The organism is Sphingomonas sp. Tas61C01 (assembly GCF_052567495.1).
Window position 1 is genome coordinate 2,568,011 of record NZ_CP199583.1, and the last position, 23,888, is coordinate 2,591,898.

Consider the following 23,888-nt stretch of genomic DNA (forward strand, 5'->3'; position numbering starts at 1 on the left):
GCCCGCAAGGCGGAAGTGCTGCCGTAGCTCAGTGGTAGAGCGCATCCTTGGTAAGGCTGAGGTCGTGAGTTCAATCCTCACCGGCAGCACCATTTTCCCGACGGACCGGAGCGGCCCTCTCGAGGAGGCCGGCTCGACTAGGAAAACGCACGCATCAGCACGCGTTGTGCCTTGGCGCGCAGGCCGGTCAGCTTGAACGACAGCTTGTCCAACCCCGTTACCTTCTGCGGCACGAAGTCGAAGGTGGCGCGCTCGTCGATCCAGGCGCGCTCGCCGGTCAAAGCCTCGTCGCGGATGATCTGCCATGGTTTGCGGCCGCCCGCGAAGTGCAGGATGTTGCCCGTCGCCGGCGCGGCGGCGTCGCGCATGTTCCAGCGTTCGTCCATGATCAGGCAGCTGTCGCGGAAGAAGCTGTTGAGCATGTCTTGGTCGAAGAACCAGATCGACGGCGGCATCGCCTTGCCATGATCGATCAGCTGTGCCGCGATGTTGTCTCGCCGCCATGTGTCGACGTCGATCAGCAGGACGCCGGCGTTGCAGTAGCGATCGGGCTCGATGCCGAGCGTCGCGACATAGGATCGCACCTCGTCGCTCATCCGGAAGTTCGGCACCATGCCGATCGGCGAGCCTTGCATGTCGAGGTCGATCAACTCGCCGAGATTGGCGCCGGTGACGGTGTCGTAATCGAGGTAGATGCACCGCTTCGCCTCCTTCGGCAGGACGGCGGCCACCTGGAACCGGGAGCACGAACTCAATGGCCAGCGGCCATGGCTCCACGACGACGGGAACGGCAGGGGCAGGCTCTTCAGCGGCGCGAAGGTCGCGCCCGCGAAGTTCGGCAGCGGGCGCCAGGCATCGATCATCCGCTTTTGCGTCTGCGCTCGAATGCCGTCTTCGATGACTGTGACGAACACGGGACGGTCGGCACATCGGATCGCGGCGTGTGCGGCGACCGCGATCCCCTCCGCGCTGCGGCCGTCGCCTGCGAGCACGATATGGATGATGGGGTTCGCCGTCGTCATAGAAGTCACCTGTTTTTCCGGCGAGCTTGCAGACCGCCCGGGACCCGGTCAAGCGTCGTCCGCCCCGGCGATCGGTAACGAAGCACTCTGTATCGATCGATCCGCTCAGGTCGTCCAGCCGCCGTCGATCACATGCGCCTGGCCGGTGGTGAACCCCGATTCGCTCGATGCAAGGTAGAGCGCCAGCGCGGCGATCTCCTCGGCCTTGCCGACGCGGCCCATCGGCTGGCGGGCGGTGAACGCGTCCCAGGCCGCGTCGTGATCGCCGGTCGCGGCGAGGCGCGCGTGGAGCGAAGGGGTGTCGACGGTGCCCGGGCAGATCGCGTTGCAGCGGATGCCCTTGCCCGCGAAATCCGCCGCGATCGCCTTGGTCATCCCGATCACCGCGGCCTTGCTCGCGCCATAGGCGAAGCGGTTCGGCACGCCCGTCACCGAACTCGCGACCGATGCCATGTTGACGATGACGCCGTCGCCGCGGGCGAGCATGCCGGGCAGCAGCGCGCGGGTCATGCGGTACATTGCGGTGACGTTGAGGTCGAACGATCGCGCCCAGTCGCGCTCGTCGCAGTCGAGGATCGTCCCGCTCGCGACACAACCCGCGCAGTTGAACAGGATGTCGATCTCGCCAACTGCGGCGGCACAGGCGGCGATCGCGTCGCCGTCGAGCATGTCAACCCGCCGGGTGCGGCATCCCTCCAGCGTCGCCAGTGCCGCGTCGTCGATGTCGACCGCCCAGACCGTTGCGCCCTCCGCGGCGAACAGCAGCGCGCTGGCCCGGCCGATCCCCTGGCCGGCGGCGGTCACCAGCGCGGTGCGGCCTTGTAGTCTTCCGGGCATCGATGGCGTCTCCTCGAGATGGTCAGCCGGGCACCGGCGCGTCGTCCCGCAGCAATCCCTCGGCCTTCAGGGCAGCCCAGAAGTCGTGGGGGATCGCCGTCCGGTAAAGCCCGATCGTGTCGGCGACCCGTGCCGGATCGGCGACGCCGGGGATCACGCTGACAACGACGGGGTGGGCGAGCGGGAACTGCAACGCCGCCGCGGCGAGCGGCACCGCGAAGCGATCGGCGACCGCCTCGATCGCCGCCACCCGCGCGATCACCGCGTCGGGCGCGGGGGCGTAATCATAATACGGCACCGCGCCCCTGGTGCCGGTCGCGAGGATGCCGCTGTTGTATGGCCCGCCGACGACGACCGAGGTGCCCGCGGCGGCGCAAGCCGGCATCAGCCGATCCAGCGCCAGTTGTTCGAGCAAGGTGTAGCGTCCGGCGAGCAGGATCGCGTCGAGCCGCGCCTCGGCCATGACGTCGAGGCAGATGTCGATCTCGTTGACCCCGATCCCGAAGCCACCGATCGCCCCGCCGTCGCGTAGTTCCTCCAGCGCGCGCAGTCCGCCGCCGGCGACGAGTTGCCCGAACGTCCGATCATGATCGTCGCCATGCGTCAGCCGCCCGATATCGTGGACATAGAGGATGTCGATCCGCGCCACGCCGAGCCGCTGCAGGCTCGCCTCCCACGATCGCATGATCGAGGCGTGGTCATAGGCGAACACCGGCGCGAACGGCATCGCCGAGCGGAAGCCGTCGCGGTCGCGGTCGTCGACGATCGCCGGGTCGGGCGCGAGCAGTCGTCCGACCTTGGTCGAGACCAGCGCGCCGCTGTGGCGGATCGCATCGCCGACCCGGCGCTCGCTGAGTCCGAAGCCGTAGAACGGCGCGGTATCGACATAGCCGATCCCCGCTGCCAGCGCTGCGTCGATCGTGGCACGTGCAGCGTCGTCGGCGACCGGCGCGTAGAGGTTGCCGAGTCCCGCGGCACCGAAGCCCAGCTCCGTGACGGTCAGATCAGTCCGGCCGAACGGCCGCGTCGCGATCGTCATCCCCGCGTCGCGACTTGTTCGTCCAGCGCGAAGATGCGCGTCATCTCGACCCATTTCTCGCCGTCTGCGGCATGCGGCAGCGGCTGCTGGTAGCGCCACATCTCCGCTTCCCAGCGATCGACCGCCGCCTGCGCCTCGGGGCCGCGCGGTCTCGGGAAATCGTCGGCAACTTCCGCGACCATCACGCAGCGATTGCCGGTTCGCCAGATCTCCATGTCGATGAAGCCGGTCGCGACGATGTCGTCGATCACCTCGCGACGCCCGGTGCCGGCCGCGTGACGTGCTTCATAGTCGGCGATCAGCGCTGCATCGTCGACCAGATCGAGCATGAAACAAAGACGACGGCTCATGACACGGCTCCCGTGGACGCGCCGATCGTAACGCGACCACCGGATACCTACAACGTGTATCTATGAAACCGCCGTTCGCCGGTGCAACGACGACGTCAGTTGCGCAGACTGTCCGGTACCACGCCGCCATTCTCGGCGAGCTTTGCCATCACCTCCTTGTGGAGCGCGACATTCTGCTCGGGGGTGCCGTCGGCACCTGCATGGACACCCAGTTCCTCGGCGAGCTCCTTGCGGGCGGCGAGGCTCGAATCGAGATCGAGCAGCTTCAACAGGTCGACGATCGACGTCTGGTAATTGCCGCCACCGTTTTTCATCGCCGCCATTTCGGTCAGCACGCCGCCGACATCGACCTGCGTCGGTGCTGCGCCAGGCGCCGGCGCCGCGGCGGGTGCTGTCGCCGCTGGCGCGCCTGCCGGCGCCGGAGAGGCGGCCGGAGCGGCCGGGGCCGACTGTGCCTTCGGGTGATGGAAGATCTTGTCCATGATGTTGCCGAAGATACCCATGCGCCTGCTCCTGATGATCGCGCGATCGTCCCCGCGCTCGCCTCTAACGCCGGCATCGGGTGAAGGGTCCGCGGCCGTCGTGGAACGCGCAGCGCGGACGGCACGTTATCGGCCGGTCAACAGGAGACGGACCGTCATGACTCGAACCAAGATCTTTCAGGCAACGACCCTGTCGCTCGGCCTCGTGCTCGCGGCCTGCGGCCCCAAGGCGACGACGACGACCAACACGGTCGACACTACCGCCACGACCAACGATACGATGATGACCAACGATACCGCGATGGCTGCTGCCCCGTCGGCGACCAGCGCGCAGGGCTTCGCCAACGCCGCCGCCGCCAGCGACGCGTTCGAGATCGAATCGTCGAAGCTCGCCGCGACGAAGGCGAGTTCCGCCAAGGTGAAGGCGTTCGCGGCGCAGATGATCGCCGCCCACACCAAATCGACCGCGAAGCTGAAGGCGACCGCCGCGACGCTGTCGCCCGCGATCACCCCCGATCCGACGCTCGCACCCGATCAGCAGGCGATGCTCGATTCGTTGAAGGCAGTCGACGGCGCAGCGTTCGACACCACCTACGCGACCAACCAGACCGCGGCGCACCAGGCGACGCTCGACAAGCTGAAGGCCTATGCCGCCAATGGCGAGGAGCCGAAGTTCAAGGAGATAGCGACCGGGCTGATCCCGACCGTGACGGCACATCTCAACATGGCCAAGGGTCTGAAATAAGCCGATCGCGGCGCCCGGCCGACGTCGGGCGCCGCATCAGCCGTCGCGCGATACCGCGAAGGCTCCGAACGCCTGTTGCATCGGCATGATCTCGATACTGTTGACGTTGACGTGGCGCGGCTGGCGAAGGATCCAGATCACCGTGTCGGCGACGTCGTCGGCCGATAGCGGCTTCATCCCCGCATAGACCTTGTCCGCGGCTGCCTGGTCGCCGTCGAAGCGGACGATCGAGAATTCGGTGTCGCACATCCCCGGCTCGATCGAGGTCACGCGCACCCCGGTGCCGACCACATCGGCGCGCAGGTTCAGCGAGAATTGGCGAACGAACGCCTTCGTCGCGCCATAGATGTTGCCGCCCGGATAGGGGTAGTTCGCCGCGACGGAGGCCATGTTGACGATGTCGCCGCGCCCGCGTTCCACCATTCCCGGCAACACCGCATGGACGAGCTCGGTCACCGCCGACACGTTGGTGGCGATCATCCGACGCCATTGCGCGATGTTCGCGGTCTGCGCGCTCGCCATGCCGAGCGCGAGGCCGGCATTGTTGAACAGCGTGTCGACTGCCGCGAAGTCGGCGGGCAGCCCGGCGATCGTCGGCGCAATCGCGTCGAGATCGGTGAGGTCGAGCCGCAGGGGCAACAGCCGATCGTCGCCGAGCTCCTCGGCCAACGCCGCCAGCCGGTCCTCGCGCCTGCCCACCGCGATCACCCGCCCGCCGCCGGCATGTACCTGCCGCGCCACCGACGCGCCGAAGCCCGACGTCGCCCCCGTCACCAGGGCGATCCTGCCGCTGGCCCAATTCGTCGTCGTCATGCTCTGTTGCCTTTCCTCGTAAGTCGAGTGTGGAGCCACACCCGCTACCTCGACGCTCCGTCGTCCTCGCGCCGGCTGGGATGACGGGGTCGGTAGTCGTCCGAGAACTAACGCCCGTCCGGTCAGTTGGTCGCAAGCGGTGCGAACCGCGCGACCTGGCGGCCGATCAGCGACAGCTGCTCGACCACCGCGGGGTCGCTCGCCCCGCCTTCCTCGTCGAACTTGGTCACCTGGGTGTTGATCGCCGCCGCGAACGGGGTAGGCCAGCCCCGCAGCGCGTGGACGATCGATCGCAGCGCCGCGATCGTCGATCCGGTCGCCTGCCAGCCATAGGCGGTCGCGATCAGGCCCACCGGCATGTCCGCCAGATACGGGCGATCGTCCCTCGCGGTATCCTCCAGCAGGTCGAGCGCGTTTTTGACCACGCCCGAGATGCTGCCGTGATAGCCAGGGCTGGCGATGATCACCGCCGATGCCGCGCGGATCGCCTCGACGAAGGCGCGCTCGTGTTCGTTGCGCTCGCTATTCTTGGGGTCGTAGAGCGGCAGCCGCGCCATGTCGGCCCCGCCGAACATTCGCGTCTGGAAACCTTCACGCTCCGCAGCATCGAGCGCGATGCGCAGCGCTCGCTCGGTCGACGAGATGCCGCCGATGGTGCCGCCGATGCCGACGACGAGCGGAAGGTGGGCGGTCGAAACGATCATGGCAGCGCGATAGCGTGCCCGTCACGCCGACGCCAGCAGTCGCGGATCAGGGTGTGCCGGTGACCGGCGAGGGCGCGCCCGCGGTACCGCGGTTCGATTCGGCATAGGTCGCGACCGCCGCCGCCACCGCCTGGATCAGCTGCTGGCGCTCGCGGATCGGGCGCCTGGTGTCGCCGATCATCACCGCCAGCGCATAGCGGCGGCCATCCGGCGCGGTGAGCAGCCCGACATCGTTGAAGCCGGCATTGCGCCCGCCGAGATCCTGCCCGGTCCCGGTCTTGTGCGCGATCCGCCAGCCAGCCGGCAAGGCCGCGCGCAGCCGCGCCCGCCCGGTCACCGACGCACCCATCGTGTCGAGCAGGATCCGCGTCGACGTCTCCGACAGTATCTCGCCCCGCGCGAGCCGTGCCAGCGCGTCGGCGATCGCGATCGGCGCGGCGCCGTCGGGGGGATCGGCGACGTAGGCGTCGAGCGCAGCGGTGCGCGCCTCGGGCGACAGCCGCGACCGCGCCGCCTCGAAACCGCCGGCGCTGGCATAGCTCTGGTTCCAGGTCAGGCCCGCGGTCTTCGCCTGCAACAGTCGTTCGCCGGGGCCGAAGCGGATATCGCCGAGCTGCTTGCGCTCGATCATCGATTTCACCGCAGCGGGGCCGCCGACGACGTTCAGCAGCCGGTCGTTGGCGGTGTTGTCGCTATGCGTCAGCGCGCGGCTGAGCAGGTCGCCAACCGTGGTCCGGTAGCCTTCGCCCTTCACCAGATAGGCGATCGGCTGGTGGAACAGCGTCAGGTCCTGCGTGCGGACGAGCACGGGCTGGTCGAGCCGGATCTTGCCCTGATCGCGCAGGTCGAGCAGCGTCAGCGCAACCCACAGCTTGCTGACCGACTGCTGCGGCAGTCGCTGGCGGGCACTGGCCTGTACCGTCCAGTTCTCGTCGACCGCGCGGATCGCGATCCCGAACTTGCCCTGGAAATTGCGCGCGAGGGTGGCGATCGTCGCGCTCAGCTGGGGCGGGGCGGGGTGGACGGTACGCGGCGCGACCGCAGGCACCGCGATCGACACAGCGGCAACCGGAACGCTCGGGATCGGCGCGCCCGCATAGGACCCCGGCCGCGACGTCGAACCGCATCCCGGCAGGCCGCTCGCCAGAACCGCGATGAGGGAAAGATGGCCCAATGGACCCGGTGAAATCATGATCGAACAACGCCCCGTCAACCGGTGACGATCCTTATCCGCGGATTCGATGAACGAAACCCGTTATTTACGCCGCTGCGGCGAAGTGCGTCCGCGGTGCGCCGAAGTGGTTTTACGGGATCAGGATCGTATCGACCGCCTCGGCCGCCAATCCGGGATAGTCCAGCGTGAAGTGCAGTCCTCGGCTCTCGTGCCGGTGGAGCGCGGAGCGGACGATCAGCTCGGCGGTCTGGATCAGGTTGCGCAGTTCGATCAGGTCGGGCGTCACGCGGAAATGCCCGTAATAATCGTCGACCTCGCTCGACAGCAGCTTGATCCGGTTCTGCGCGCGTTCGAGCCGCTTGGTGGTGCGGACGATGCCGACATAGTTCCACATGAAGCGGCGGATCTCGGTCCAGTTCTGCTTGATCACCACCTCCTCGTCGGAGTCCGTGACTCGGCTCTCGTCCCATGCACGGATCGCGGGCACCGCGGGCAGCGTGTCCCAATTGGCGGCGATGCTCCTGGCGGCGGCCTCGCCGAACACGAAGCATTCGAGCAGCGAATTGGACGCGAGCCGGTTGGCGCCGTGCAGCCCGGATTCGGTGCATTCGCCCGCGGCATAGAGACCGGGAAGGTCGGTGCGGCCGTCGCGATCGATGACGACGCCGCCGCAGGTATAATGCTGTGCGGGCACCACCGGGATCGGCTGCGTCGTCATGTCGATACCGAGCCCGAGCAGCTTCTCGTGGATGTTGGGGAAATGGCCGCGGACGAAGTCGGCGGGCATATGGCTGATGTCGAGATGGACGTAGTCGAGCCCGTAGCGCTTGATCTCGGCATCGATCGCGCGGGCCACCACGTCGCGCGGCGCCAATTCGGCCCTTGGATCCAAATCGGGCATGAACCGGTGGCCGGTGTTGGGGTTCTTCAACTGCCCACCCTCGCCGCGGACCGCCTCGGTGATCAGGAAGTTCTTGACCTCCAGATTGTACAGGCAGGTCGGGTGGAACTGCATGAATTCCATGTTCGCGACCCGCGCGCCCGCGCGCCACGCCATCGCGATCCCGTCCCCGGTCGCGCCGCGCGGCGCGGTGGAGAAGAGATAGGTCCTCCCCGCACCGCCGGTCGCGAGGATCGTCGCGTGCGCGGTGTAGAGGTTGACGTGACCGCTGACACGATCGACCGCGTAGACGCCCCATACCCGGCCCGCGCCCGAATAGCGTTCCTCGTGGCGCCCCGTGACCAGGTCGATCGCGACCTGATCGGGCACCAGGGTGATGTTGGGGTGCGCTTCCGCGGCCTTCTGCAACGCGTCCTGCACCGCCCAACCGGTGGCGTCGGCGACGTGGACGATGCGGCGATGCGAATGGCCGCCCTCGCGGGTCAGATGAAGGACCTCGCCGTCCATCGCGAACGGCACGCCCAGCTCGGTCAGTCGCGTGATCGCCGCAGGCGCGCCCTCCACGACGAACTCCACGATCTCGCGGTCGTTGAGCCCCGCGCCCGCGATCATCGTGTCCTCGACATGGTTGTCGAAGGTGTCCCCGGGTTCGAGCACCGCGGCGATCCCGCCCTGCGCCCAGCTGGTCGATCCGTCGTTCAGCGCGCCCTTGGCGAGCACCGTGACTCGGAACCGGTCGGCGAGGTTCAGCGCCGCGGTCAGCCCCGCAGCGCCCGACCCGACGATCAGGACGTCGGTCTGCATCGCGCCGGGCTCAGCCATTGGCGGCGCGGGTCAGGCTCAGGAACACGTCCTCGAGATCGGGCTCGCGGGTCGAGACGTCGACGATGCCGAGCCCGTCGCGCGTGACCGCTGCCAGCACCTCGCCCGCATTCACCCGGTCCTTGTGATAGGTGATCTCGAGCACCCGTTCGCTCCGCAGCACGATCTTTTCGAAGCACGCCGCCTGCGGTGCCGCTGCCAGATCGCGATCCACAGTCACCGCCACCACCTTCTCGCGCGCGCGCCCGACCAGCTCCCGGGTCGGTTCGTTGGCGATCAGCCGGCCATTGTTGATGATCGCGATCCGATCGCACAATTGCTCGGCCTCCTCGAGATAATGGGTGGTCAGCACCACCGTCACCCCTTGCGCGTTGAGCTCGCGGACGTACGCCCAGAGCTGCTGGCGAAGCTCGATGTCGACGCCCGCGGTCGGTTCGTCGAGCACCAGCACCGGCGGGGAATGCACCATCGCCTTCGCGACCATCAGCCGCCGCTTCATCCCTCCCGACAGGGTCCGCGCATAGGCGTTGGCCTTGTCCTCCAGATGCACCGCGCGCAGCAGCTCGAGCGAGCGACGCTCCGCCTTCGGCACCCCGTACAGCCCCGCTTGGATATTGAGCGTCTCGACCGGGGTGAAGAACGGATCGAACAGGATCTCCTGGTTGACGATCCCGATCGATGCCTTCGCGTTGCGGGGGTGCGCATCGATGTCGAAGCCCCAGATCGAGGCGCTGCCCGCGCTCTTGTTGACGAGCCCGGCGAGGATGTTGATCAGGGTGGACTTGCCGGCGCCGTTGGGCCCGAGCAGCCCGAAGATCTGGCCGCGCGGCACGTCGAAGGTCACGTCATCCAGGGCGCGCTTGCCGCCGGCATAGGTCTTGCTCAGTTGTCGGATCGAAATTGCTGCTTCGGTCATCGCCGCGGGATACGCCCATCGAAGGATCGCGCAACCAATTCCTCCGCTGCCCGGTGCGGAGCGATTGCGGCTCCTTCGCGCACTTGCTATCGCGCGCCGATGATTCCGCCCCCCGAAACCAGCCGCGTGTCGCAGCCCCGTGTCGCCTGCGACGGCGCGACCGACATTCCCGGCGGTGCCGCGCTCGGCCACCCGCGGGTATGGCTGCAGATCGACGAGACCGGCTATGTCGATTGCGGCTATTGCGACCGGCGTTTCATCCTGATCGGCGGCGCCGCGGATGGGGCGGACCAGTCTGGCTTGCGCGATCATGGGGATGGCGCAGGGCGCTGAGCCGCCTATATCTGCAGGCATGACAGCAGCCGCCGATCCCCGCTCGTTCCTGTACCGCGACCAGCTCACGCCGGAGGCGGCGCAGGCGCTGACCGCCGCGGCGCTGAACGCCGCCGACGACGGCGAGCTGTACCTGCAGTACAAGAAGTCGGAAGCCTTCGGGTTCGACGACGGCCGGCTGAAGACCGCGAGCTACGACACCAATGCCGGCTTCGGCCTGCGCGCGGTGTCGGGCGAGATGACCGCCTTCGCGCACGCCAACGAACTGAGCGAAGCCGCGATCAAGCGCGCCGCGGAGACGATGACGCTGATCGAACCCGGCAAGGGCGCGAAGGCGATCGCCCCGCAGGGCACCAACCGCCATCTCTACACCGCCGCCGACCCGCTCGATCTGGTGCCGTTCGCCGATAAGGTAAATCTCTGCCAGACGATCGACGCCGCCGCGCGCGCGCGCGATCCGCGCGTCGCGCAGGTCTCGGTCGGGCTGTCGGGCACCTGGGGCGTGGTCGAGATCGTCCGCGCCGACGGCTTCGTCGCGACCGATGTCCGCCCGTTGGTCCGCCTCAACGTCCAGATCGTGGTTGAACAGAATGGCCGGCGCGAGACCGGCACCTTCGGGATGGGCGGGCGCTATCTCTACGACAAGCTGTTCGAGCCCGCATCGTGGAACCGCGCAATCGACGAGGCGCTGGCGCAGGCGCTGATCAACCTCGATTCGGTCGCCGCGCCGGCGGGCGAGATGACGGTGCTCCTCGGGCCGGGCTGGCCCGGCATCGTGCTCCACGAGGCGATTGGTCACGGCCTCGAAGGCGACTTCAACCGAAAGGGCACCAGCGCCTTCTCCGGCCGGATCGGTGAACGCGTCGCGGCGGCGGGCGTCACCGTCGTCGACGACGGATCGATCCAGGATCGCCGCGGCTCGCTCAGCATCGACGACGAGGGCACGCCGACGGGGGAGACGATCCTGATCGAGGACGGCATCTTGAAGGGCTATATGCAGGACCGTCTCAATGCACGGTTGATGGGGGTCGCGCCGACCGGCAACGGTCGCCGCGAAAGCTTCGCGCACGCGCCGATGCCGCGGATGACCAACACCTTCATGAAGGGCGGTAACGACGATCCCGGCGAGCTGCTCGGCCGCGTCAAGCGCGGGATCTTCGCCAAGAGCTTCGGCGGCGGCCAGGTCGACATCGTTTCGGGCAAGTTCGTCTTCTCCTGCACCGAGGCCTATCTGGTCGAGGATGGTCGCATCGGCGCCCCGATCAAGGGCGCGACGCTGATCGGCGACGGCCCGACCGTGCTCACCAAGGTGCTCGGCATCGGCAATGATTTCGCGCTTGACGAGGGCATCGGCGTCTGCGGCAAGGGCGGGCAGAGCGTCCCAGCCGGCGTCGGTCAGCCGACGTTGCTGGTGGGTGGGCTCACGGTCGGCGGGACGGCGGTGTGAGCGGCGGGCTGGTCCTTGGCCGTCATTACGGTTGCCTCGTCGAGCGACACGTTGACGGCACGGCGGCGCGAAGGTGATACTGGAACGTGGTTCATGCGCATGAGCTGTGCGCATGAATGCTGCCGGTCAACACGAGGCTTTCATGGAATTCTTCCCCGCCCTGAACCCCGATCACCGCGCCTTCATCGCGAAGCAGCCGGTGTTCTTCGTCGCGACCGCGGCGGAAGGAACGCGGATCAATCTCAGCCCCAAGGGCATGGACAGCTTCCGGGTGCTGGATGATCGCACCGTGGCCTATCTCGACGTGGCGGGATCGGGGAACGAGACCAACGCTCACCTGATCGCCGACGGCCGCATCACGATCATGTTCTGCGCCTTCGACAATCCTGCGTTGATCTTCCGCCTCTATGGGCACGGGACGCCGGTACTGCCGCAGGACGCGGAGTGGGACGATCTCGCCGCCTGTTTCACGCTGTTGCCGGGGACACGTCAGATCTTCCGGATCGCGATCGATCAGGTGCAGACCTCGTGCGGGTGGGGCGTGCCGTACATGGCATTCGAACGCGAGCGGACGACGCTCAGTCGCTATCATCAAACCCATGCGGACGAGGCGCGGTTCGCGAAATACGCGGTGCGCACGACCAGCATCGACGGGCTGCCAGTGCGCAACCCCACCGTCGCACCCGCATGAGCCTGGTGGAACTCGGACGGTTCAGCCGCAACGAGGCGCATATTCTGGTCGGTCGGCTGGATAGCGAGGGGATCGACGCGATCGCATTCGACGGCGAGACGTCGATCGGCGACGGCAGCTACCTCCTGATCCCGGTGCGTGTGATGGTCGATGAGGACGACGTGGACGTTGCGCGCAGGATCGTCGCCGACGCTGCCTGAAAAACGGGCAGGAACGATGCAGTGCACCAAAATGTAGCCGTCGATCTGCTTCGCGCGCATCGCGGCTCCGCCAAAGCTCTTCGTTTCACGTCTGGCATGATCGTTGCGATGTGGCCCCCGGGAAAAGAAAGGGGGCGCCGATGAAGCTGGTTATCGCGATCATCAAGCCGTTCAAGCTCGACGAGGTGAGGGAAGCTCTCACCACATTGGGCGTGGCGGGGATGACAGTCACCGAGGTTAAGGGGTTCGGCCGGCAGAAGGGCCAGACCGAGATCTACCGCGGCGCCGAATACAGCACCAACATGGTGCCCAAGATCAAGATCGAGGTGGTCTGCGCCGCCGATCTCGCCGACCGCGTGGTCGAGGCGATCCAGGCATCGGCGAACACCGGCGCGATCGGCGACGGCAAGATCTTCGTTCTCGACGTCGGCCAGGCGGTGCGCATCCGCACCGGCGAAACCGACGATTCGGCGCTCTGAGGGGGGTTAAGATGAAGCAAGCGATCAAGATTGCCGGCGCTCTCGCGCTCGGCGCCGCCGCCTTCGCGGCCCTGCCCGCCTGGGCGCAGGGAGCTGTGACGGCGCCCGCGACGCCCTTCGTGCCGACCGCGGCGATGGTCAACAAGGGCGACACCACCTGGATGCTGATCTCGTCGGCGCTGGTGCTGATGATGTCGGTGCCCGGCCTGGCACTGTTCTACGGCGGCCTCGTGCGCACCAAGAACATGCTGTCGGTGCTAATGCAGGTGCTGATGATCGTCTGCGTCGCCAGTCTGGTTTGGGTCTGCTGGGGCTACAGCATGGCCTTCACCGGCGGCAATCCGTTCGTCGGCGGCCTGTCCAAGGCGTTCCTGAAGGGTGTCGACGCGACCACGCTGGCGGCGACCTTCTCCAACGGCGTCTACATCCCCGAATATGCCTATATCGTGTTCCAGATGACCTTCGCGTGCATCACGCCCGCGCTGATCGTCGGCGCGTTTGCGGAACGGGTGAAGTTCACCCCGCTGATCATCTTCGTCGTCGCCTGGCTGACGATCGTCTATTTTCCGATCGCGCACATGGTCTGGTACTGGGCGGGCCCGGATTTCCTCCCCAACCAACCGGGCGACTACGGTTTCCTCTACGGCAAGGGCGCGCTCGATTTCGCGGGCGGCACCGTGGTCCACATCAATGCGGGCATCGCGGGCCTCGCCGGCTGCCTGGTGATGGGTCGTCGCCTCGGCTACAAGAAGGAGCCTATGCCGCCGCATTCGCTGACCATGACGATGATCGGCACCTCGCTGCTGTGGGTCGGCTGGTTCGGCTTCAACGCCGGCTCCAACCTCGAATCGAACGGCGTCACGGCGGTCGCGTTCATCAACACTTATGTCGCGACCGCCGCGGCAGCGGTGTCGTGGGCAGTGATCGAACAGATCGTCCACAAGAAGCCGTCGCTGCTCGGCGCCGCCACCGGGGCGGTCGCAGGGCTGGTCGCGATCACCCCGGCCTCGGGCTTCGCGGCACCGATGACCTCGATCGTGCTCGGCCTGCTGGTGTCGCCGGTCTGCTTCTTCTTCGTCACCACGGTGAAGAACAAGCTCGGCTACGACGACACGCTCGACGTGTTCGGCGTGCACTGCATCGGCGGCATCTTCGGCGCGCTCGGCACCGCAATCGTTGCCGATCCGGCGCTCGGCGGGCAGGGCTGGTTCGACTATACCGTCGCCCCGGCGGTCGCTGGCAAGTATGACATGGCCGGCCAACTGATCACCCAGATCGAGGCAGTGGGGATCACGCTGCTGTGGTCCGGCTTGGTCTCGGCCGCGCTCTTCTTCCTGCTCGACAAGACGATCGGCCTGCGTCCGACCGCCGAAGTCGAGAGCGAGGGCCTCGACATCAACGAACATGGCGAACGCGCCTATAATTACTGAGTTCGGGGGCGGGTGCGCCCGCCCCCCCAAGACGTTCCTCCTGCGGACAACCTTGAGCCCGGTGCGGCAACGCACCGGGCCTTTTTTCGTCCGGAGCGTGCCGCGTCAGGCAGCCTGTTGTTCGGCCAGCGCGGGATAGTCGACATAGCCTTCGGGCCCCTGGCTGTACCAGGTCCGCGGGTTGCTATCGTTGAGGGGGGCGTCGCGACGGAGCCGTTCGGGCAGGTCCGGATTGGCGAGGAAAGTACGCCCGAACGCGATCGCGTCGGCGACGCCCCCGTCGATCGCGGCCTGTGCCGCCGCCGCCGTGGTATAGTCCGAGTTCAGCACCAACACGCCGGTGAAAGCCTCGCGGATCGCCGGGCTGAGCTTGGGCACGTCGGTCTTGCCGAAGGTGCCGTCGGGGCCGGGCTCGCGCAGTTCGAGGAAGGCGATGCCGAGGTCCGACAACGCCTTGGCGGCGGGCACGAATACCGACGCCGGATCGCTGTCGTCGACGCCCTGCGAATCGCCGTTGGGCGAGAGGCGGACGCTGGTGCGCCCTGCACCCGCGACCGAAATCACCCGCTCGGTCACCTCGCGGAGCAGGCGGATGCGGTTCTCCGGGCCGCCGCCATAATCGTCGTCGCGGTGATTGGCGCCGTCGCGCAGGAATTCGTCGATCAGATAGCCGTTGGCGGCATGGATCTGGACGCCGTCGAAACCGGCGGCGATCGCGTTGCGCGTCGCCAGCTCATAATCGTCGAGCAGCCGCGGGATCTCGTTCAACTCGAGCGGGCGCGCGGTCTCGAAATCCTGCTTGCCCTCATAGGTATGCGCCTGCCCAGCGGTCGCCGTCGCGGACGACGAGACCGGCTGGCCCCCGGTCACCGACGAATGGACCTGGCGACCCATGTGCCACAATTGCGCGACGATCCGCCCGCCGGCGGCGTGCACCGCGGCGGTTACCGGCTTCCATGCCTCGACCTGCGCGTCGGTCCACAAACCCGGCGCGAACGGCCAGCCCAGCCCTTCGCGGCTGATGCCGGTGGCCTCGCTGATGATCAGCCCCGCACTCGCGCGCTGCGCGTAATATTCCACCATGATCGACGTCGGCACCGCGTCCTTGTCGGCACGGCCGCGGGTGAGCGGCGCCATCAGGATGCGGTTGGGCGCGTGAAGGTCGCCGAGGTCGATCGGGTCGAAGAGGCTGGGCATGGAGACTGGTTTCCTTGCGAATGGTGAGGCAGTGGCCTGACGCAGCCGAGATAGGGCGCTAAGGGGCGCCATGCACGAGCCGATCACGACAAGTTTTTCTGTGGCCGCGGCAAGCGACCCGGTGCTCGCGCCCGCCGAGTCGCTGACAAAGCCGCTGCCCGCATCGCCGCCCGCCTCGGCCTTCGTCGCGGTAATCCTGGCCAACATCGCGCTCGGATTCGGGCCATGGTTCGTCCGCCTCGCCGACACCGGTCCGGTCGCGGCGGGCTTCTGGCGGATCACGCTGGCGATCCCCGTATTGATCGCGTTCGCGCTGGCGAGCGGCGCGCGTCCGGCGCGGCTCGCCCCCGCGCTGTGGCTGGTGGTGATCGGCGGCGGCGTCTTCTTCGCCGCCGATCTCGCCAGTTGGCACCTCGGCATCCTGCGGACCACGCTGGGCAATGCGACGCTGTTCGGCAATTCGGCGACCCTGATCTTCCCGATCTACGGGTTCCTCGTAGCGCGCGCCTGGCCCACCCGCATCCAGGCGCTGGCGCTGCTGCTGGCGGCGACGGGTGGAGGCCTGCTGCTCGGGCGATCGTACCAGGTCGATCCTCGCCACCTCGCGGGCGACCTGCTCTGCCTGCTCGCCGGGATCCTCTACGCGGTGTACTTCATCGCGATGTCGCGAGCGCGGGACGTCATGGCGCCGCTGCCCGCGCTGGCGCTGTCGACGATCGCGAGTGCGCTGCCGCTGCTGGTCTTCGCGGCTTTGCTGGGCGAGCGGATCGTGCCGCAGGATTGGACCCCGCTGATCGCGCTCGCGCTGGTCAGCCAGATCGTCGGCCAGGGGCTGATGATCTACGCGCTCGGGCGGCTGCCGCCGCTGGTGATCGGGATCGCGTTGCTGGTGCAGCCGATGGTCGGCGGCGCGCTCGGCTGGATCGAATATAACGAGCGGCTGGGTCTGGTCGATCTGGTCGGCGCCGGGCTGGTCGCAGCGGCGCTGGTACTGGTTCGCCGCGGCCGGGTTGCACCCGCGCCGCCGAGGGAGCAGGAACGGGCGCGATGACCGAGGATCTGACGCTCGACGAAATCCGTGTGCGGCTCGCCGCCGATATCGCCGCCAATGCCGCGTTCGACGGGTGGGGGGACGCGGCGCGCGACCTCGCGGCGGAGATGGCGGGGATCGATCGCGACATCGCGGCGCTCGCCTTCCCGGGTGGCGCGGTCGACATGATCGACGCGTGGTTCGCCGCGATCGACGCCGCGATGATCGAAGTGCTGCCCGCCGATCGGCTGGCGACGATGAAGATCCGCGAACGGATCGGCGCGATGGTCGAGGCGCGGCTCGATGCCGCCGCACCGCTGCGCGAATCGCTGCGCCGGGCGGTATCGATCCTGGCGATGCCGCAGAACGCACGCCGCGGCGCGGCGCTCGGCTGGCGCACCGTCGACCTGATCTGGGCGCGGGCCGGGGACACCGCGACCGACTATAATCATTATACCAAGCGCGGCATCCTGTTCGCGGTCTATGCCGCCACGATCACCGTCTTCCTCGACGACGACAGCGAAGGCCACGCCGACACCAGTGCCTTCCGGGCGCGGCGGATCGACGGCATCATGCGATTCGAAAAGGCGAAGGGCGGCTTCATCAAGCGCTTCGAACATCGTCCGAGCCTCTCTCGTTTCATCGGGCGACTACGCTATCCCGCGATCTGACGGCATCGATCAGGCAGGGCAAGATTCCGCTATCCGCCGCCATCAGTTACTGATAATCAGTCGCATCATGGATATGTCGCGACGCATCGTCCCCGCCCTCAGCCTCGAATCGCTCCCGCGCCGCCAGAGCGGCGTGGTCGCGTCGATCGATTGGGCGCGGCTTGCGGATCCCGAGGCGCGGCGGCTTCGCGAACTCGGCTTCGACGAGGGGGTCGCGGTCGAGGTGCTGCACCGCGCGACGCTCGGCAGCGGCCCGATCGCCTGCCGGATCGGTCGGATGACGGTGGCGCTGCGCCGCGTCGTCGCCGGCGCGATCCACGTCGCCCCCGCCGCCGGATAGGATGAACGCCGCGCCGCTGGTCGCGCTCGTCGGCAATCCCAATGCCGGCAAGAGCGCGCTGTTCAACGCGCTCACCGGCGCGCGGCAGAAGGTTGGCAACTATCCCGGCGTCACCGTGGAACGCCATTCGGGCCGGCTGGTGCTCGACGACGGCCGGCCCGTCGAACTGGTCGACCTCCCAGGCGCGTACAGCCTCGATCCGTCCAGCCCAGACGAACGCGTCACCCGCGACGTGCTGATGGGCACGCAGGCGGGCGAGCGACTGCCCGATGCGCTGGTCGTCGTCGTGGATGCCGCCAATCTCGACAACCATCTGCGCTTCACGCTCCAGCTGATCGCGCTCGGGCTGCCGGTGATCGTCGCGCTCAACATGGTCGATCTCGCCGAGCGCGACGGGCTGACGCTCGACCCCGCGATCCTCGAACGCGAACTCGGGGTGCCGGTGGTCGCGACCGTCGCGGTGCGGCGGCGCGGGCTCGACAGCCTGAAGGATCGGCTCGGCACCGCGATCGGTGGCGGCGGGCAGGCGCGCCGACCGAGCGACCTACCGGGCGAGAGCATGGCGGCGCTGCAACGGCGCGCGCGCGGCATCGCCGCCGCGGCGACGATCGCCGAAACCCCGCGGCGGCGCTGGACCCACCTGTTCGATGCGGTGGCGCTCCACCCGGTCGCGGGCCCGCTCATGTTGCTCGCGATCCTGTTCCTGATGTTCCAGGCGGTGTTCACCTGGGCGACGCTGCCTGCCGACGCGCTTGATGCAGGCTTCGCGTGGCTGCAAGGCGCGATCCGCGATGAATTCGCTCCGTCGGTGCTGCGGTCGCTGCTAACCGACGGCGTGATCGCTGGGGTCGGCGCGGTGATCGTCTTCCTGCCGCAGATCCTGATCCTGTTCCTGTTCATCCTGGTGCTGGAGGCGTCGGGCTACATGGTCCGCGCGGCGTTCCTGATGGACCGGCTGATGGCGAGCGTCGGGCTGTCCGGCCGCGCGTTCATCCCGTTGCTGTCGAGCTTCGCCTGCGCAGTGCCGGGGATCATGGCGACCCGCACGATCGAAGACGAGAACGACCGCCTGACCACGATCCTGATCGCGCCACTGATGACCTGTTCGGCGCGGCTGCCGGTCTACACGCTGATCATCGGCGCGTTCATTCCGGAACGCCAGGTGATCGGCTTCGTCGGGCTGCAGGGGCTGGTGATGCTCGGGCTCTACGTCATGGGGATCGTCGGCGCGTTCGTCGCCGCGCTGGTGCTGCGCCGGACGGTGACGAAGGGCGCATCGTCGGGCTTCATGATGGAGATGCCCAAATATCAATGGCCGCAGCTGCGCGACGTGTTGATCGGGCTGTGGAGCCGCGCCGAGATCTTCCTGAAGCGCGCGGGCACGATCATCCTGCTGTCGACGGTGATCCTGTGGGCGTTGCTGAGCTTTCCCAAGCCCCCCGCCGACAGCCGCGTCTCCGCCGTCGACTATTCGGTCGCGGGCCGGATCGCCAACGGCATCGCGCCGGCGTTCGCGCCGATCGGCTTCAACCGCGACATCGTGCTCGCGCTGATCCCGGCGATGGCCGCGCGCGAGGTGGCGGTGGCGGCGATCGGGACGGTCTATGCGCTGGATCTGAAAGGCGACGACCCGACCAGTGCCCGCGGCGGGCGGGCGATGACCGACAATCTGCGCGGTCGCTGGTCGCTCCCGACCGCGCTCGCCTTTCTGATGTGGTTCGTGTTCGCGCCGCAATGCATCTCCACGATCGCAGTGACCCGTCGTGAGACCAACGGCTGGCGCTGGCCCGCCTTCATGGTTGGCTATTTGTTCGTTGCCGCCTACATCATGGCCGGCATCACCTACTGGCTGGCGGTCCTCGCCGGCCTCTGAAGAGGCTCACATGGCAGGCAGCGTCAACAAGGTCATCATCGTCGGCAACCTCGGCCGCGATCCCGAAAGCAAGACGTTCCAGAACGGCGGCAAGGTGGTCAACCTGCGCATCGCGACGTCGGAAAGCTGGAAGGACAAGAACAGCGGCGAGCGCAAGGAGAAGACCGAATGGCATTCGGTCGCGATCTTCAACGAAGGCCTGGCCAACGTCGCCGAACGCTATCTGCGCAAGGGCAGCAAGGTCTATATCGAAGGCGCGCTGTCGACACGTAAGTGGCAGGACGCGCAGGGCCAGGACAAATATTCGACCGAGATCGTGCTGCAGGGCTTCAACAGCGTCCTGACGATGCTCGACGGCGCTCCCGGTGCCGGCGGGGCTAGTGGCGGCGGCGGTGGCGGCGGTCGCGGCGGCGACGATTGGGGTGCGGAGAGCGGTGGCGGCAGCGGCGGTGGTCGTGGCGGTTACGGCGGCGGCGGTGGCGCGCCCCGTGGCGGTGCGGGCGGTGGTGCTGGCGGCTTCGGCCAGGGCGGCGGCGGTGGCGGCGGCTTCGCGGACGATCTCGACGACGACGTGCCGTTCTGAGGGTGGCGGAGCGTCTCGACGACAGGGTAACGCTCGCCGAACCGGCCGCGGGTCCGCGCGGCTGGCAGATCGACGAGCAGGCCCGCAACGCCGCGATCGAAGCCTATGAGCTCGACTCGCTGCGCAACAGCGAAGCGCTGCGCCGGATCACCGCGTTCGCGGCGGCGCTGTGCGAGGTGCCGATCGCGCTGGTGACGCTGGTCGAAGAGCGCCAGCAGACGTTCCTCGCGCGCACCGGGCTCGACGTCGACAGCACCCCGCGTGAGACCTCGTTCTGCGCGCATGCGATGCTCGAACCCGATGTAATGGTCGTCCCCGACGCGACGCGCGATCCGCGCTTCGCAGACAATCCGCTGGTCACCGGTGAGATGAACATCCGCTTCTATGCTGGCGCGCCGCTGATCGGCGACGACGGCATGCCGCTCGGCTCGCTGTGCGTGATCGACAGCAAGCCGCGCGCGGGGCTGACACCGCTCCAGCACCAGGGGCTGGTGACGCTCGCCGCGGACGTCATGACCCGGCTGCGCGACAGCCGCGACGCGGCGGCGTGGCGCGATGCCGAGAATGCGCAGCGCCGGGTGCTGCGCGATAGCGAGGATCGGTTCCGCGCTCTTGCCGACACGATGCCGCAGATGGTCTGGTCGACCCTCCCCGACGGCTATCACGATTACTACAACGCGCGCTGGTACGAATTCACCGGGGTGCCCGCGGGCAGCACCGATGGCGCGGGGTGGAACGACATCTTCCACGCCGACGATCGCGAGCGCGCCTGGGCGATCTGGCGGCACAGCCTCGACACCGGCGAGCCCTACCAGATCGAATATCGCCTGCGTCACGTCGACGGCACCTATCGCTGGGTGCTCGGCCGCGCGCTCGCGATTCGCGACGACCGCGGCGCGATCGTGCGCTGGTTCGGGACCTGTACCGACATCCACGAACAGAAGCTCGCGCTCGAACAGCGCGAGGTGATCAGCCAGGAATTGTCGCACCGGATCAAGAATATCTTCGCGGTGATCTCCGGCCTGATCGGCTTCGCGGCACGCAGCCGCCCCGATTTCGCGCCGCTGGCGAGCGACCTGCGCGACCGGATCACCGCGCTCGGCCGTGCGCATGATTTCGTGCGCCCGCACAGCCCCAACTCCCTGCCCGCCGCCCGTCAGGACAGTCTCGACGGCCTACTCGGCGAGCTGTTCGCACCCTATCAGCGCAATAATGGCGAGCGGTTGGTCGTCAGCGGCGACGATATCGAGATCGACGACCGATCCGCGACCCCGCTCGCGCTGCTGTTCCACGAGCTTGCAACCAACGCGACCAAATATGGCGCGCTGTCCAACGAGGCCGGACGAATCGAGATCCGGGTCGGCCGCACCGACGATCGCGTCACGATCGTTTGGCAGGAGCGTGGCGGCCCACCGGTAGCCGAGCCGTCGGGAGCGGTCGGCTTCGGCAGCCAGTTGATCGAGATGAGCGCGGTGCGGCAGCTCGGCGGCAGGATCACGCGCGATTGGCAGCCGGCGGGGCTGACGATGACGATCGATATGCCGGGCGGCGCGCTCAGCCGAACCTGAGCCGGTCAGCGCTGCTGGACCATCACCAGATCGCCGAAGCTGTCGATCATCTCGCCGGTGCTGGCGAGCGACGCTGCGGCAAGGATCGCGGCTTCGCTGAACGGCTTGCGGATATAGCCCAACGCGCACGCGCTCTCGGGGCCGATCTGCGCCGGGTTGGCGGTGACGAACACCACCTTCACCCCGAAATCGCGCGCCATCCGTTCGGCGATGCCCGGGCCGGTCGGCCCGTCGCGCAGATTGACGTCGACAAAGGCGAAGGACACGTTCGGCGCCGCGTCGATCGCGCTGGCGCTGTCCGCGGCGATCGCGGCGACGCTGTATCCCGCATCGGTCAAGATCCGTTCTAGGTCGAGCGCGACGAAAATCTCGTCTTCGACGATCAGGGCGGTCTTCGGCACACGGGATCCTTGCGGTGTTCGCGGCATTAACCTGCGTCAAGCCCGAAGGTTCCTCACCGCCGCAGCAGAAACACCGCGTGCTCGGCTAGCAGGTTCGCCGCCGCCGCACCGGTGCGCTTGTCGCCCGACAGGAACCACGCCGCCTCGACCGTCACCGACCGCTCCTTCAGAAAGGCTCGGAAATCGTCGATCGTGACGTGATGGATGTTCGGCGTGTCGTACCACCGCTCGGGCAATTGCCGCGTCACCGGCATCCGTCCGCCCCACATCAACGACAGCCGCACCCGCCAATGCGCGAAATTGGGGAAGCTGACGAAGGCACGCCGCCCGATCCGCAGCAGCTGGTCGAGCACCGCATCGGGCGCATGCGCGGTCTGCAGCGTCTGGCTGAGGATCGCATAGTCGAAGCTCTGATCGGGATAGTCGGCGAGATCGACGTCGGCGTCGCCCTGGATCACCGAGAGCCCCCGCGCCACCGCCGCCGCGACGTTGCCCGGCAGGAGCTCGAGCCCCCGCGCGTCGCAGCCGCGGTCGTCGCGCAGCGCCGCCATCAACTGGCCGTCGCCGCAGCCGATATCGAGGATATGGCTGTCGCGCGCGACATGCTGCGCGATGATTGCGAGATCGGGGCGGAGGTCGGTCACGTGCCGCCCTTCATGAAGCCGTCGATCACCCGATTGAGATCGGGGACGTCGAGGAGGAAGGCGTCGTGTCCATAGGGACTCGACAGTTCGACGAAGCTGACCGGCGCGCCGGCGGCGTTGAGCGCACGGACGACGGTGCGTGATTCGGCAGTGGGGTAGAGCCAGTCGGTGTCGAAGCTGACCAGGCAGAAGCGCGCGCGCGATGCGCGGAAGGCGTTGGCGAGCAGGCCGCCATGTTCCTCGGCGAGATCGAAATAATCCATCGCCCGGGTGATGTAGAGGTAGGAATTGGCGTCGAACCGGTCGACGAAGCTCAGTCCCTGGTGGCGGAGATAGCTCTCCACCTGGAAATCGGCGTCGAAGCCGAAGCTCTTGGCGCCGGGCCCGTCGCCGCGCGCCTGCAGGCGGCGGCCGAACTTTTCGGTCAGCCCGGCTTCGGACAGATAGGTGATGTGCGCAGCCATCCGAGCCACCGCGAGGCCTGCGGCGGGGGGATCGCCGTCGCCACCGTCGGCGTCCGCATAATAGTCGCCGCCGCGCCATTTCGGATCGGCCATCACCGCCTGACGGCCGACCTCGTGGAACGCGATGTTCTGCGCGGTGTGGCGCGCGGTGGAGGCGATCACGACGACCGCATCGATCCGCTCGGGGAAGGTCGCGGGCCAGCTCAGCGCCTGCATCCCGCCCATCGATCCGCCGACCACGGCGTGCAGACGCGCGATGCCGAGATGATCGAGCAGCATCGCCTGCGCGCGCACCATGTCGCGGATCGTGATCACCGGAAACGCCATCGCCCAGGGAAGCGTGGTCGCAGGGTTGGTCGAGGCGGGTCCCGAGCTGCCCATGCAGCTGCCGAGGACGTTGGCGCAGATCACGAAATGATGCGCCGGGTCGATCGGCTTGCCCGGCCCAACCATCCGCGCCCACCAGCCGGGCTTGCCGGTCCGCGGGTGCGCCGACGCGACATGCTGGTCGCCGGTCAACGCATGGCAGATCAGCACCGCATTGCCGGCGTCGGCATCGAGCGTGCCATAGGTCTCGTACGCGATCTCGACCGGCGACAGCAGCACGCCACCGTCGAGGCGTAACGGCCCCGGCAGCGTCACGTGGCGCGACAGGCCGAAGCGCTGATCATCCGACATCGCTGCCGCCCTAATGCGCGGTGCGGTCGCGGGCAATGGCGGCGGCGGACGCGC

The 23,888-nt window shown here is 67.8% G+C and carries 27 protein-coding genes and 1 tRNA gene; 14 read left to right on the forward strand and 14 right to left on the reverse strand.

Going from position 1 to position 23,888, the window contains the following annotated elements:
* Positions 1-17: 17 nt before the first annotated feature.
* Positions 18-92, forward strand: a tRNA-Thr gene (locus tag ACT009_RS12005).
* Between the two features lie 45 nt (positions 93-137).
* Here ACT009_RS12005 and ACT009_RS12010 read toward each other — a convergent pair.
* From ACT009_RS12010 to ACT009_RS12030, 5 genes are all read right to left on the reverse strand, one after another.
* Positions 138-1,022, reverse strand: a complete 885-nt coding sequence (locus ACT009_RS12010) for a glycosyltransferase family 8 protein (RefSeq protein WP_445191311.1) — start codon at positions 1,020-1,022, stop codon at positions 138-140.
* Between the two features lie 105 nt (positions 1,023-1,127).
* Positions 1,128-1,859, reverse strand: coding sequence for an SDR family oxidoreductase (locus ACT009_RS12015; RefSeq protein ID WP_445191312.1), 732 nt, complete (start codon positions 1,857-1,859; stop codon positions 1,128-1,130).
* 22 nt (positions 1,860-1,881) lie between these two features.
* Positions 1,882-2,898 (reverse strand): aldo/keto reductase, encoded by a 1,017-nt coding sequence (locus ACT009_RS12020; RefSeq protein ID WP_445191313.1) that lies wholly within the window; start codon positions 2,896-2,898, stop codon positions 1,882-1,884.
* Positions 2,895-3,248, reverse strand: coding sequence for an L-rhamnose mutarotase (locus ACT009_RS12025; protein WP_445191314.1), 354 nt, complete (start codon positions 3,246-3,248; stop codon positions 2,895-2,897). Before ACT009_RS12025 ends, ACT009_RS12020 begins: the two co-directional genes overlap by 4 nt.
* Positions 3,249-3,343: 95 nt before the next feature.
* On the reverse strand, positions 3,344-3,751 hold the full coding sequence (locus ACT009_RS12030) for a DUF3597 family protein (protein WP_445191315.1): 408 nt from the start codon (positions 3,749-3,751) through the stop codon (positions 3,344-3,346).
* Between the two features lie 136 nt (positions 3,752-3,887).
* On the opposite strand from ACT009_RS12030, the gene ACT009_RS12035 reads away from it, so the two are divergent.
* Positions 3,888-4,475 (forward strand): DUF4142 domain-containing protein, encoded by a 588-nt coding sequence (locus tag ACT009_RS12035; RefSeq protein ID WP_445191316.1) that lies wholly within the window; start codon positions 3,888-3,890, stop codon positions 4,473-4,475.
* A 36-nt stretch (positions 4,476-4,511) separates the two neighbouring features.
* Here the strand turns inward: ACT009_RS12035 and ACT009_RS12040 are convergent, their stop codons facing one another.
* The 5 genes from ACT009_RS12040 to ACT009_RS12060 form a co-directional block, all read right to left on the reverse strand.
* Complete coding sequence (locus ACT009_RS12040) at positions 4,512-5,288, reverse strand: SDR family NAD(P)-dependent oxidoreductase (protein ID WP_445191317.1); 777 nt, start codon at positions 5,286-5,288, stop codon at positions 4,512-4,514.
* Positions 5,289-5,410: 122 nt separating this feature from the next.
* Complete coding sequence (locus tag ACT009_RS12045; RefSeq protein ID WP_445191318.1) at positions 5,411-5,992, reverse strand: NADPH-dependent FMN reductase; 582 nt, start codon at positions 5,990-5,992, stop codon at positions 5,411-5,413.
* A gap of 46 nt (positions 5,993-6,038) precedes the next feature.
* Entirely contained in the window at positions 6,039-7,166 is a 1,128-nt protein-coding gene (locus ACT009_RS12050; protein ID WP_445191319.1) for a serine hydrolase, read from the reverse strand.
* Positions 7,167-7,296: 130 nt separating this feature from the next.
* On the reverse strand, positions 7,297-8,871 hold the full coding sequence (gene nadB / locus ACT009_RS12055; RefSeq protein WP_445194080.1) for an L-aspartate oxidase: 1,575 nt from the start codon (positions 8,869-8,871) through the stop codon (positions 7,297-7,299).
* Positions 8,872-8,881: 10 nt separating this feature from the next.
* Positions 8,882-9,805: an ABC transporter ATP-binding protein gene (locus ACT009_RS12060; protein ID WP_445191320.1), complete on the reverse strand. Its 924-nt coding sequence runs from the start codon at positions 9,803-9,805 to the stop codon at positions 8,882-8,884.
* 99 nt (positions 9,806-9,904) lie between these two features.
* On the opposite strand from ACT009_RS12060, the gene ACT009_RS12065 reads away from it, so the two are divergent.
* The 6 genes from ACT009_RS12065 (at position 9,905) to ACT009_RS12090 (ending at position 14,385) form a co-directional block, all read left to right on the forward strand.
* Positions 9,905-10,138, forward strand: a complete 234-nt coding sequence (locus ACT009_RS12065; protein WP_445191321.1) for a zinc-finger domain-containing protein — start codon at positions 9,905-9,907, stop codon at positions 10,136-10,138.
* A 19-nt stretch (positions 10,139-10,157) separates the two neighbouring features.
* Positions 10,158-11,585, forward strand: coding sequence for a metalloprotease TldD (tldD, locus tag ACT009_RS12070; RefSeq protein ID WP_445191322.1), 1,428 nt, complete (start codon positions 10,158-10,160; stop codon positions 11,583-11,585).
* A gap of 142 nt (positions 11,586-11,727) precedes the next feature.
* Complete coding sequence (locus tag ACT009_RS12075) at positions 11,728-12,276, forward strand: pyridoxamine 5'-phosphate oxidase family protein (protein ID WP_445191323.1); 549 nt, start codon at positions 11,728-11,730, stop codon at positions 12,274-12,276.
* A complete protein-coding gene (locus ACT009_RS12080) occupies positions 12,273-12,476 on the forward strand; it encodes a putative signal transducing protein (RefSeq protein ID WP_445191324.1) in 204 nt (67 codons plus the stop codon). The genes ACT009_RS12075 and ACT009_RS12080 overlap by 4 nt, the downstream gene beginning before the upstream one ends.
* 140 nt (positions 12,477-12,616) lie before the next feature.
* Positions 12,617-12,955, forward strand: a complete 339-nt coding sequence (locus ACT009_RS12085; protein ID WP_017980283.1) for a P-II family nitrogen regulator — start codon at positions 12,617-12,619, stop codon at positions 12,953-12,955.
* 11 nt (positions 12,956-12,966) lie between these two features.
* A complete protein-coding gene (locus ACT009_RS12090) occupies positions 12,967-14,385 on the forward strand; it encodes an ammonium transporter (RefSeq protein WP_445191325.1) in 1,419 nt (472 codons plus the stop codon).
* Between the two features lie 105 nt (positions 14,386-14,490).
* On the opposite strand, the gene ACT009_RS12095 is transcribed toward ACT009_RS12090, so the two are convergent.
* Positions 14,491-15,582, reverse strand: coding sequence for an alkene reductase (locus tag ACT009_RS12095; RefSeq protein ID WP_445191326.1), 1,092 nt, complete (start codon positions 15,580-15,582; stop codon positions 14,491-14,493).
* Between the two features lie 70 nt (positions 15,583-15,652).
* Between ACT009_RS12095 and ACT009_RS12100 the strand changes: the two genes are divergently transcribed.
* From ACT009_RS12100 to ACT009_RS12125, 6 genes are all read left to right on the forward strand, one after another.
* On the forward strand, positions 15,653-16,633 hold the full coding sequence (locus ACT009_RS12100) for a DMT family transporter (RefSeq protein WP_445191327.1): 981 nt from the start codon (positions 15,653-15,655) through the stop codon (positions 16,631-16,633).
* Positions 16,630-17,283 carry a COQ9 family protein gene (locus ACT009_RS12105; RefSeq protein ID WP_445191328.1) on the forward strand — a complete coding sequence of 218 codons (654 nt, stop codon included), beginning with the start codon at positions 16,630-16,632 and terminating at the stop codon, positions 17,281-17,283. The genes ACT009_RS12100 and ACT009_RS12105 overlap by 4 nt, the downstream gene beginning before the upstream one ends.
* Before the next feature lie 67 nt (positions 17,284-17,350).
* Positions 17,351-17,623: a FeoA family protein gene (locus ACT009_RS12110; protein ID WP_445191329.1), complete on the forward strand. Its 273-nt coding sequence runs from the start codon at positions 17,351-17,353 to the stop codon at positions 17,621-17,623.
* Between the two features lies 1 nt (position 17,624).
* Positions 17,625-19,496 carry a ferrous iron transporter B gene (gene feoB / locus ACT009_RS12115; protein WP_445191330.1) on the forward strand — a complete coding sequence of 624 codons (1,872 nt, stop codon included), beginning with the start codon at positions 17,625-17,627 and terminating at the stop codon, positions 19,494-19,496.
* 10 nt (positions 19,497-19,506) lie between these two features.
* Positions 19,507-20,079, forward strand: a complete 573-nt coding sequence (gene ssb, locus ACT009_RS12120; RefSeq protein WP_445191331.1) for a single-stranded DNA-binding protein — start codon at positions 19,507-19,509, stop codon at positions 20,077-20,079.
* A gap of 68 nt (positions 20,080-20,147) precedes the next feature.
* Entirely contained in the window at positions 20,148-21,647 is a 1,500-nt protein-coding gene (locus ACT009_RS12125; RefSeq protein ID WP_445194081.1) for a sensor histidine kinase, read from the forward strand.
* Positions 21,648-21,652: 5 nt separating this feature from the next.
* Here ACT009_RS12125 and ACT009_RS12130 read toward each other — a convergent pair whose 3' ends face one another.
* The 3 genes from ACT009_RS12130 to metX are packed head-to-tail and all read right to left on the reverse strand — an operon-like array spanning position 21,653 to position 23,834.
* Positions 21,653-22,048: a response regulator gene (locus ACT009_RS12130; protein WP_445191332.1), complete on the reverse strand. Its 396-nt coding sequence runs from the start codon at positions 22,046-22,048 to the stop codon at positions 21,653-21,655.
* 53 nt (positions 22,049-22,101) lie between these two features.
* A complete protein-coding gene (metW, locus tag ACT009_RS12135) occupies positions 22,102-22,692 on the reverse strand; it encodes a methionine biosynthesis protein MetW (RefSeq protein WP_445191333.1) in 591 nt (196 codons plus the stop codon).
* Positions 22,689-23,834, reverse strand: coding sequence for a homoserine O-acetyltransferase MetX (gene metX / locus ACT009_RS12140; RefSeq protein ID WP_445191334.1), 1,146 nt, complete (start codon positions 23,832-23,834; stop codon positions 22,689-22,691). Before metX ends, metW begins: the two co-directional genes overlap by 4 nt.
* Between the last annotated feature and the right edge of the window lie 54 nt (positions 23,835-23,888).

Bases quoted from the DNA above. Each gene is read 5' to 3' on its own strand.
- ACT009_RS12010 (WP_445191311.1), bottom strand. From the start codon at position 1,022: ATGACGACGGCGAACCCCATCATCCATATCGTGCTCGCAGGCGACGGC.
- ACT009_RS12015 (WP_445191312.1), bottom strand. From the start codon at position 1,859: ATGCCCGGAAGACTACAAGGCCGCACCGCGCTGGTGACCGCCGCCGGC.
- ACT009_RS12020 (WP_445191313.1), bottom strand. From the start codon at position 2,898: ATGACGATCGCGACGCGGCCGTTCGGCCGGACTGATCTGACCGTCACG.
- ACT009_RS12025 (WP_445191314.1), bottom strand. From the start codon at position 3,248: ATGAGCCGTCGTCTTTGTTTCATGCTCGATCTGGTCGACGATGCAGCG.
- ACT009_RS12030 (WP_445191315.1), bottom strand. From the start codon at position 3,751: ATGGGTATCTTCGGCAACATCATGGACAAGATCTTCCATCACCCGAAG.
- ACT009_RS12035 (WP_445191316.1), top strand. From the start codon at position 3,888: ATGACTCGAACCAAGATCTTTCAGGCAACGACCCTGTCGCTCGGCCTC.
- ACT009_RS12040 (WP_445191317.1), bottom strand. From the start codon at position 5,288: ATGACGACGACGAATTGGGCCAGCGGCAGGATCGCCCTGGTGACGGGG.
- ACT009_RS12045 (WP_445191318.1), bottom strand. From the start codon at position 5,992: ATGATCGTTTCGACCGCCCACCTTCCGCTCGTCGTCGGCATCGGCGGC.
- nadB (WP_445194080.1), bottom strand. From the start codon at position 8,871: ATGCAGACCGACGTCCTGATCGTCGGGTCGGGCGCTGCGGGGCTGACC.
- ACT009_RS12060 (WP_445191320.1), bottom strand. From the start codon at position 9,805: ATGACCGAAGCAGCAATTTCGATCCGACAACTGAGCAAGACCTATGCC.
- ACT009_RS12065 (WP_445191321.1), top strand. From the start codon at position 9,905: ATGATTCCGCCCCCCGAAACCAGCCGCGTGTCGCAGCCCCGTGTCGCC.
- tldD (WP_445191322.1), top strand. From the start codon at position 10,158: ATGACAGCAGCCGCCGATCCCCGCTCGTTCCTGTACCGCGACCAGCTC.
- ACT009_RS12075 (WP_445191323.1), top strand. From the start codon at position 11,728: ATGGAATTCTTCCCCGCCCTGAACCCCGATCACCGCGCCTTCATCGCG.
- ACT009_RS12080 (WP_445191324.1), top strand. From the start codon at position 12,273: ATGAGCCTGGTGGAACTCGGACGGTTCAGCCGCAACGAGGCGCATATT.
- ACT009_RS12085 (WP_017980283.1), top strand. From the start codon at position 12,617: ATGAAGCTGGTTATCGCGATCATCAAGCCGTTCAAGCTCGACGAGGTG.
- ACT009_RS12090 (WP_445191325.1), top strand. From the start codon at position 12,967: ATGAAGCAAGCGATCAAGATTGCCGGCGCTCTCGCGCTCGGCGCCGCC.
- ACT009_RS12095 (WP_445191326.1), bottom strand. From the start codon at position 15,582: ATGCCCAGCCTCTTCGACCCGATCGACCTCGGCGACCTTCACGCGCCC.
- ACT009_RS12100 (WP_445191327.1), top strand. From the start codon at position 15,653: ATGCACGAGCCGATCACGACAAGTTTTTCTGTGGCCGCGGCAAGCGAC.
- ACT009_RS12105 (WP_445191328.1), top strand. From the start codon at position 16,630: ATGACCGAGGATCTGACGCTCGACGAAATCCGTGTGCGGCTCGCCGCC.
- ACT009_RS12110 (WP_445191329.1), top strand. From the start codon at position 17,351: ATGGATATGTCGCGACGCATCGTCCCCGCCCTCAGCCTCGAATCGCTC.
- feoB (WP_445191330.1), top strand. From the start codon at position 17,625: ATGAACGCCGCGCCGCTGGTCGCGCTCGTCGGCAATCCCAATGCCGGC.
- ssb (WP_445191331.1), top strand. From the start codon at position 19,507: ATGGCAGGCAGCGTCAACAAGGTCATCATCGTCGGCAACCTCGGCCGC.
- metX (WP_445191334.1), bottom strand. From the start codon at position 23,834: ATGTCGGATGATCAGCGCTTCGGCCTGTCGCGCCACGTGACGCTGCCG.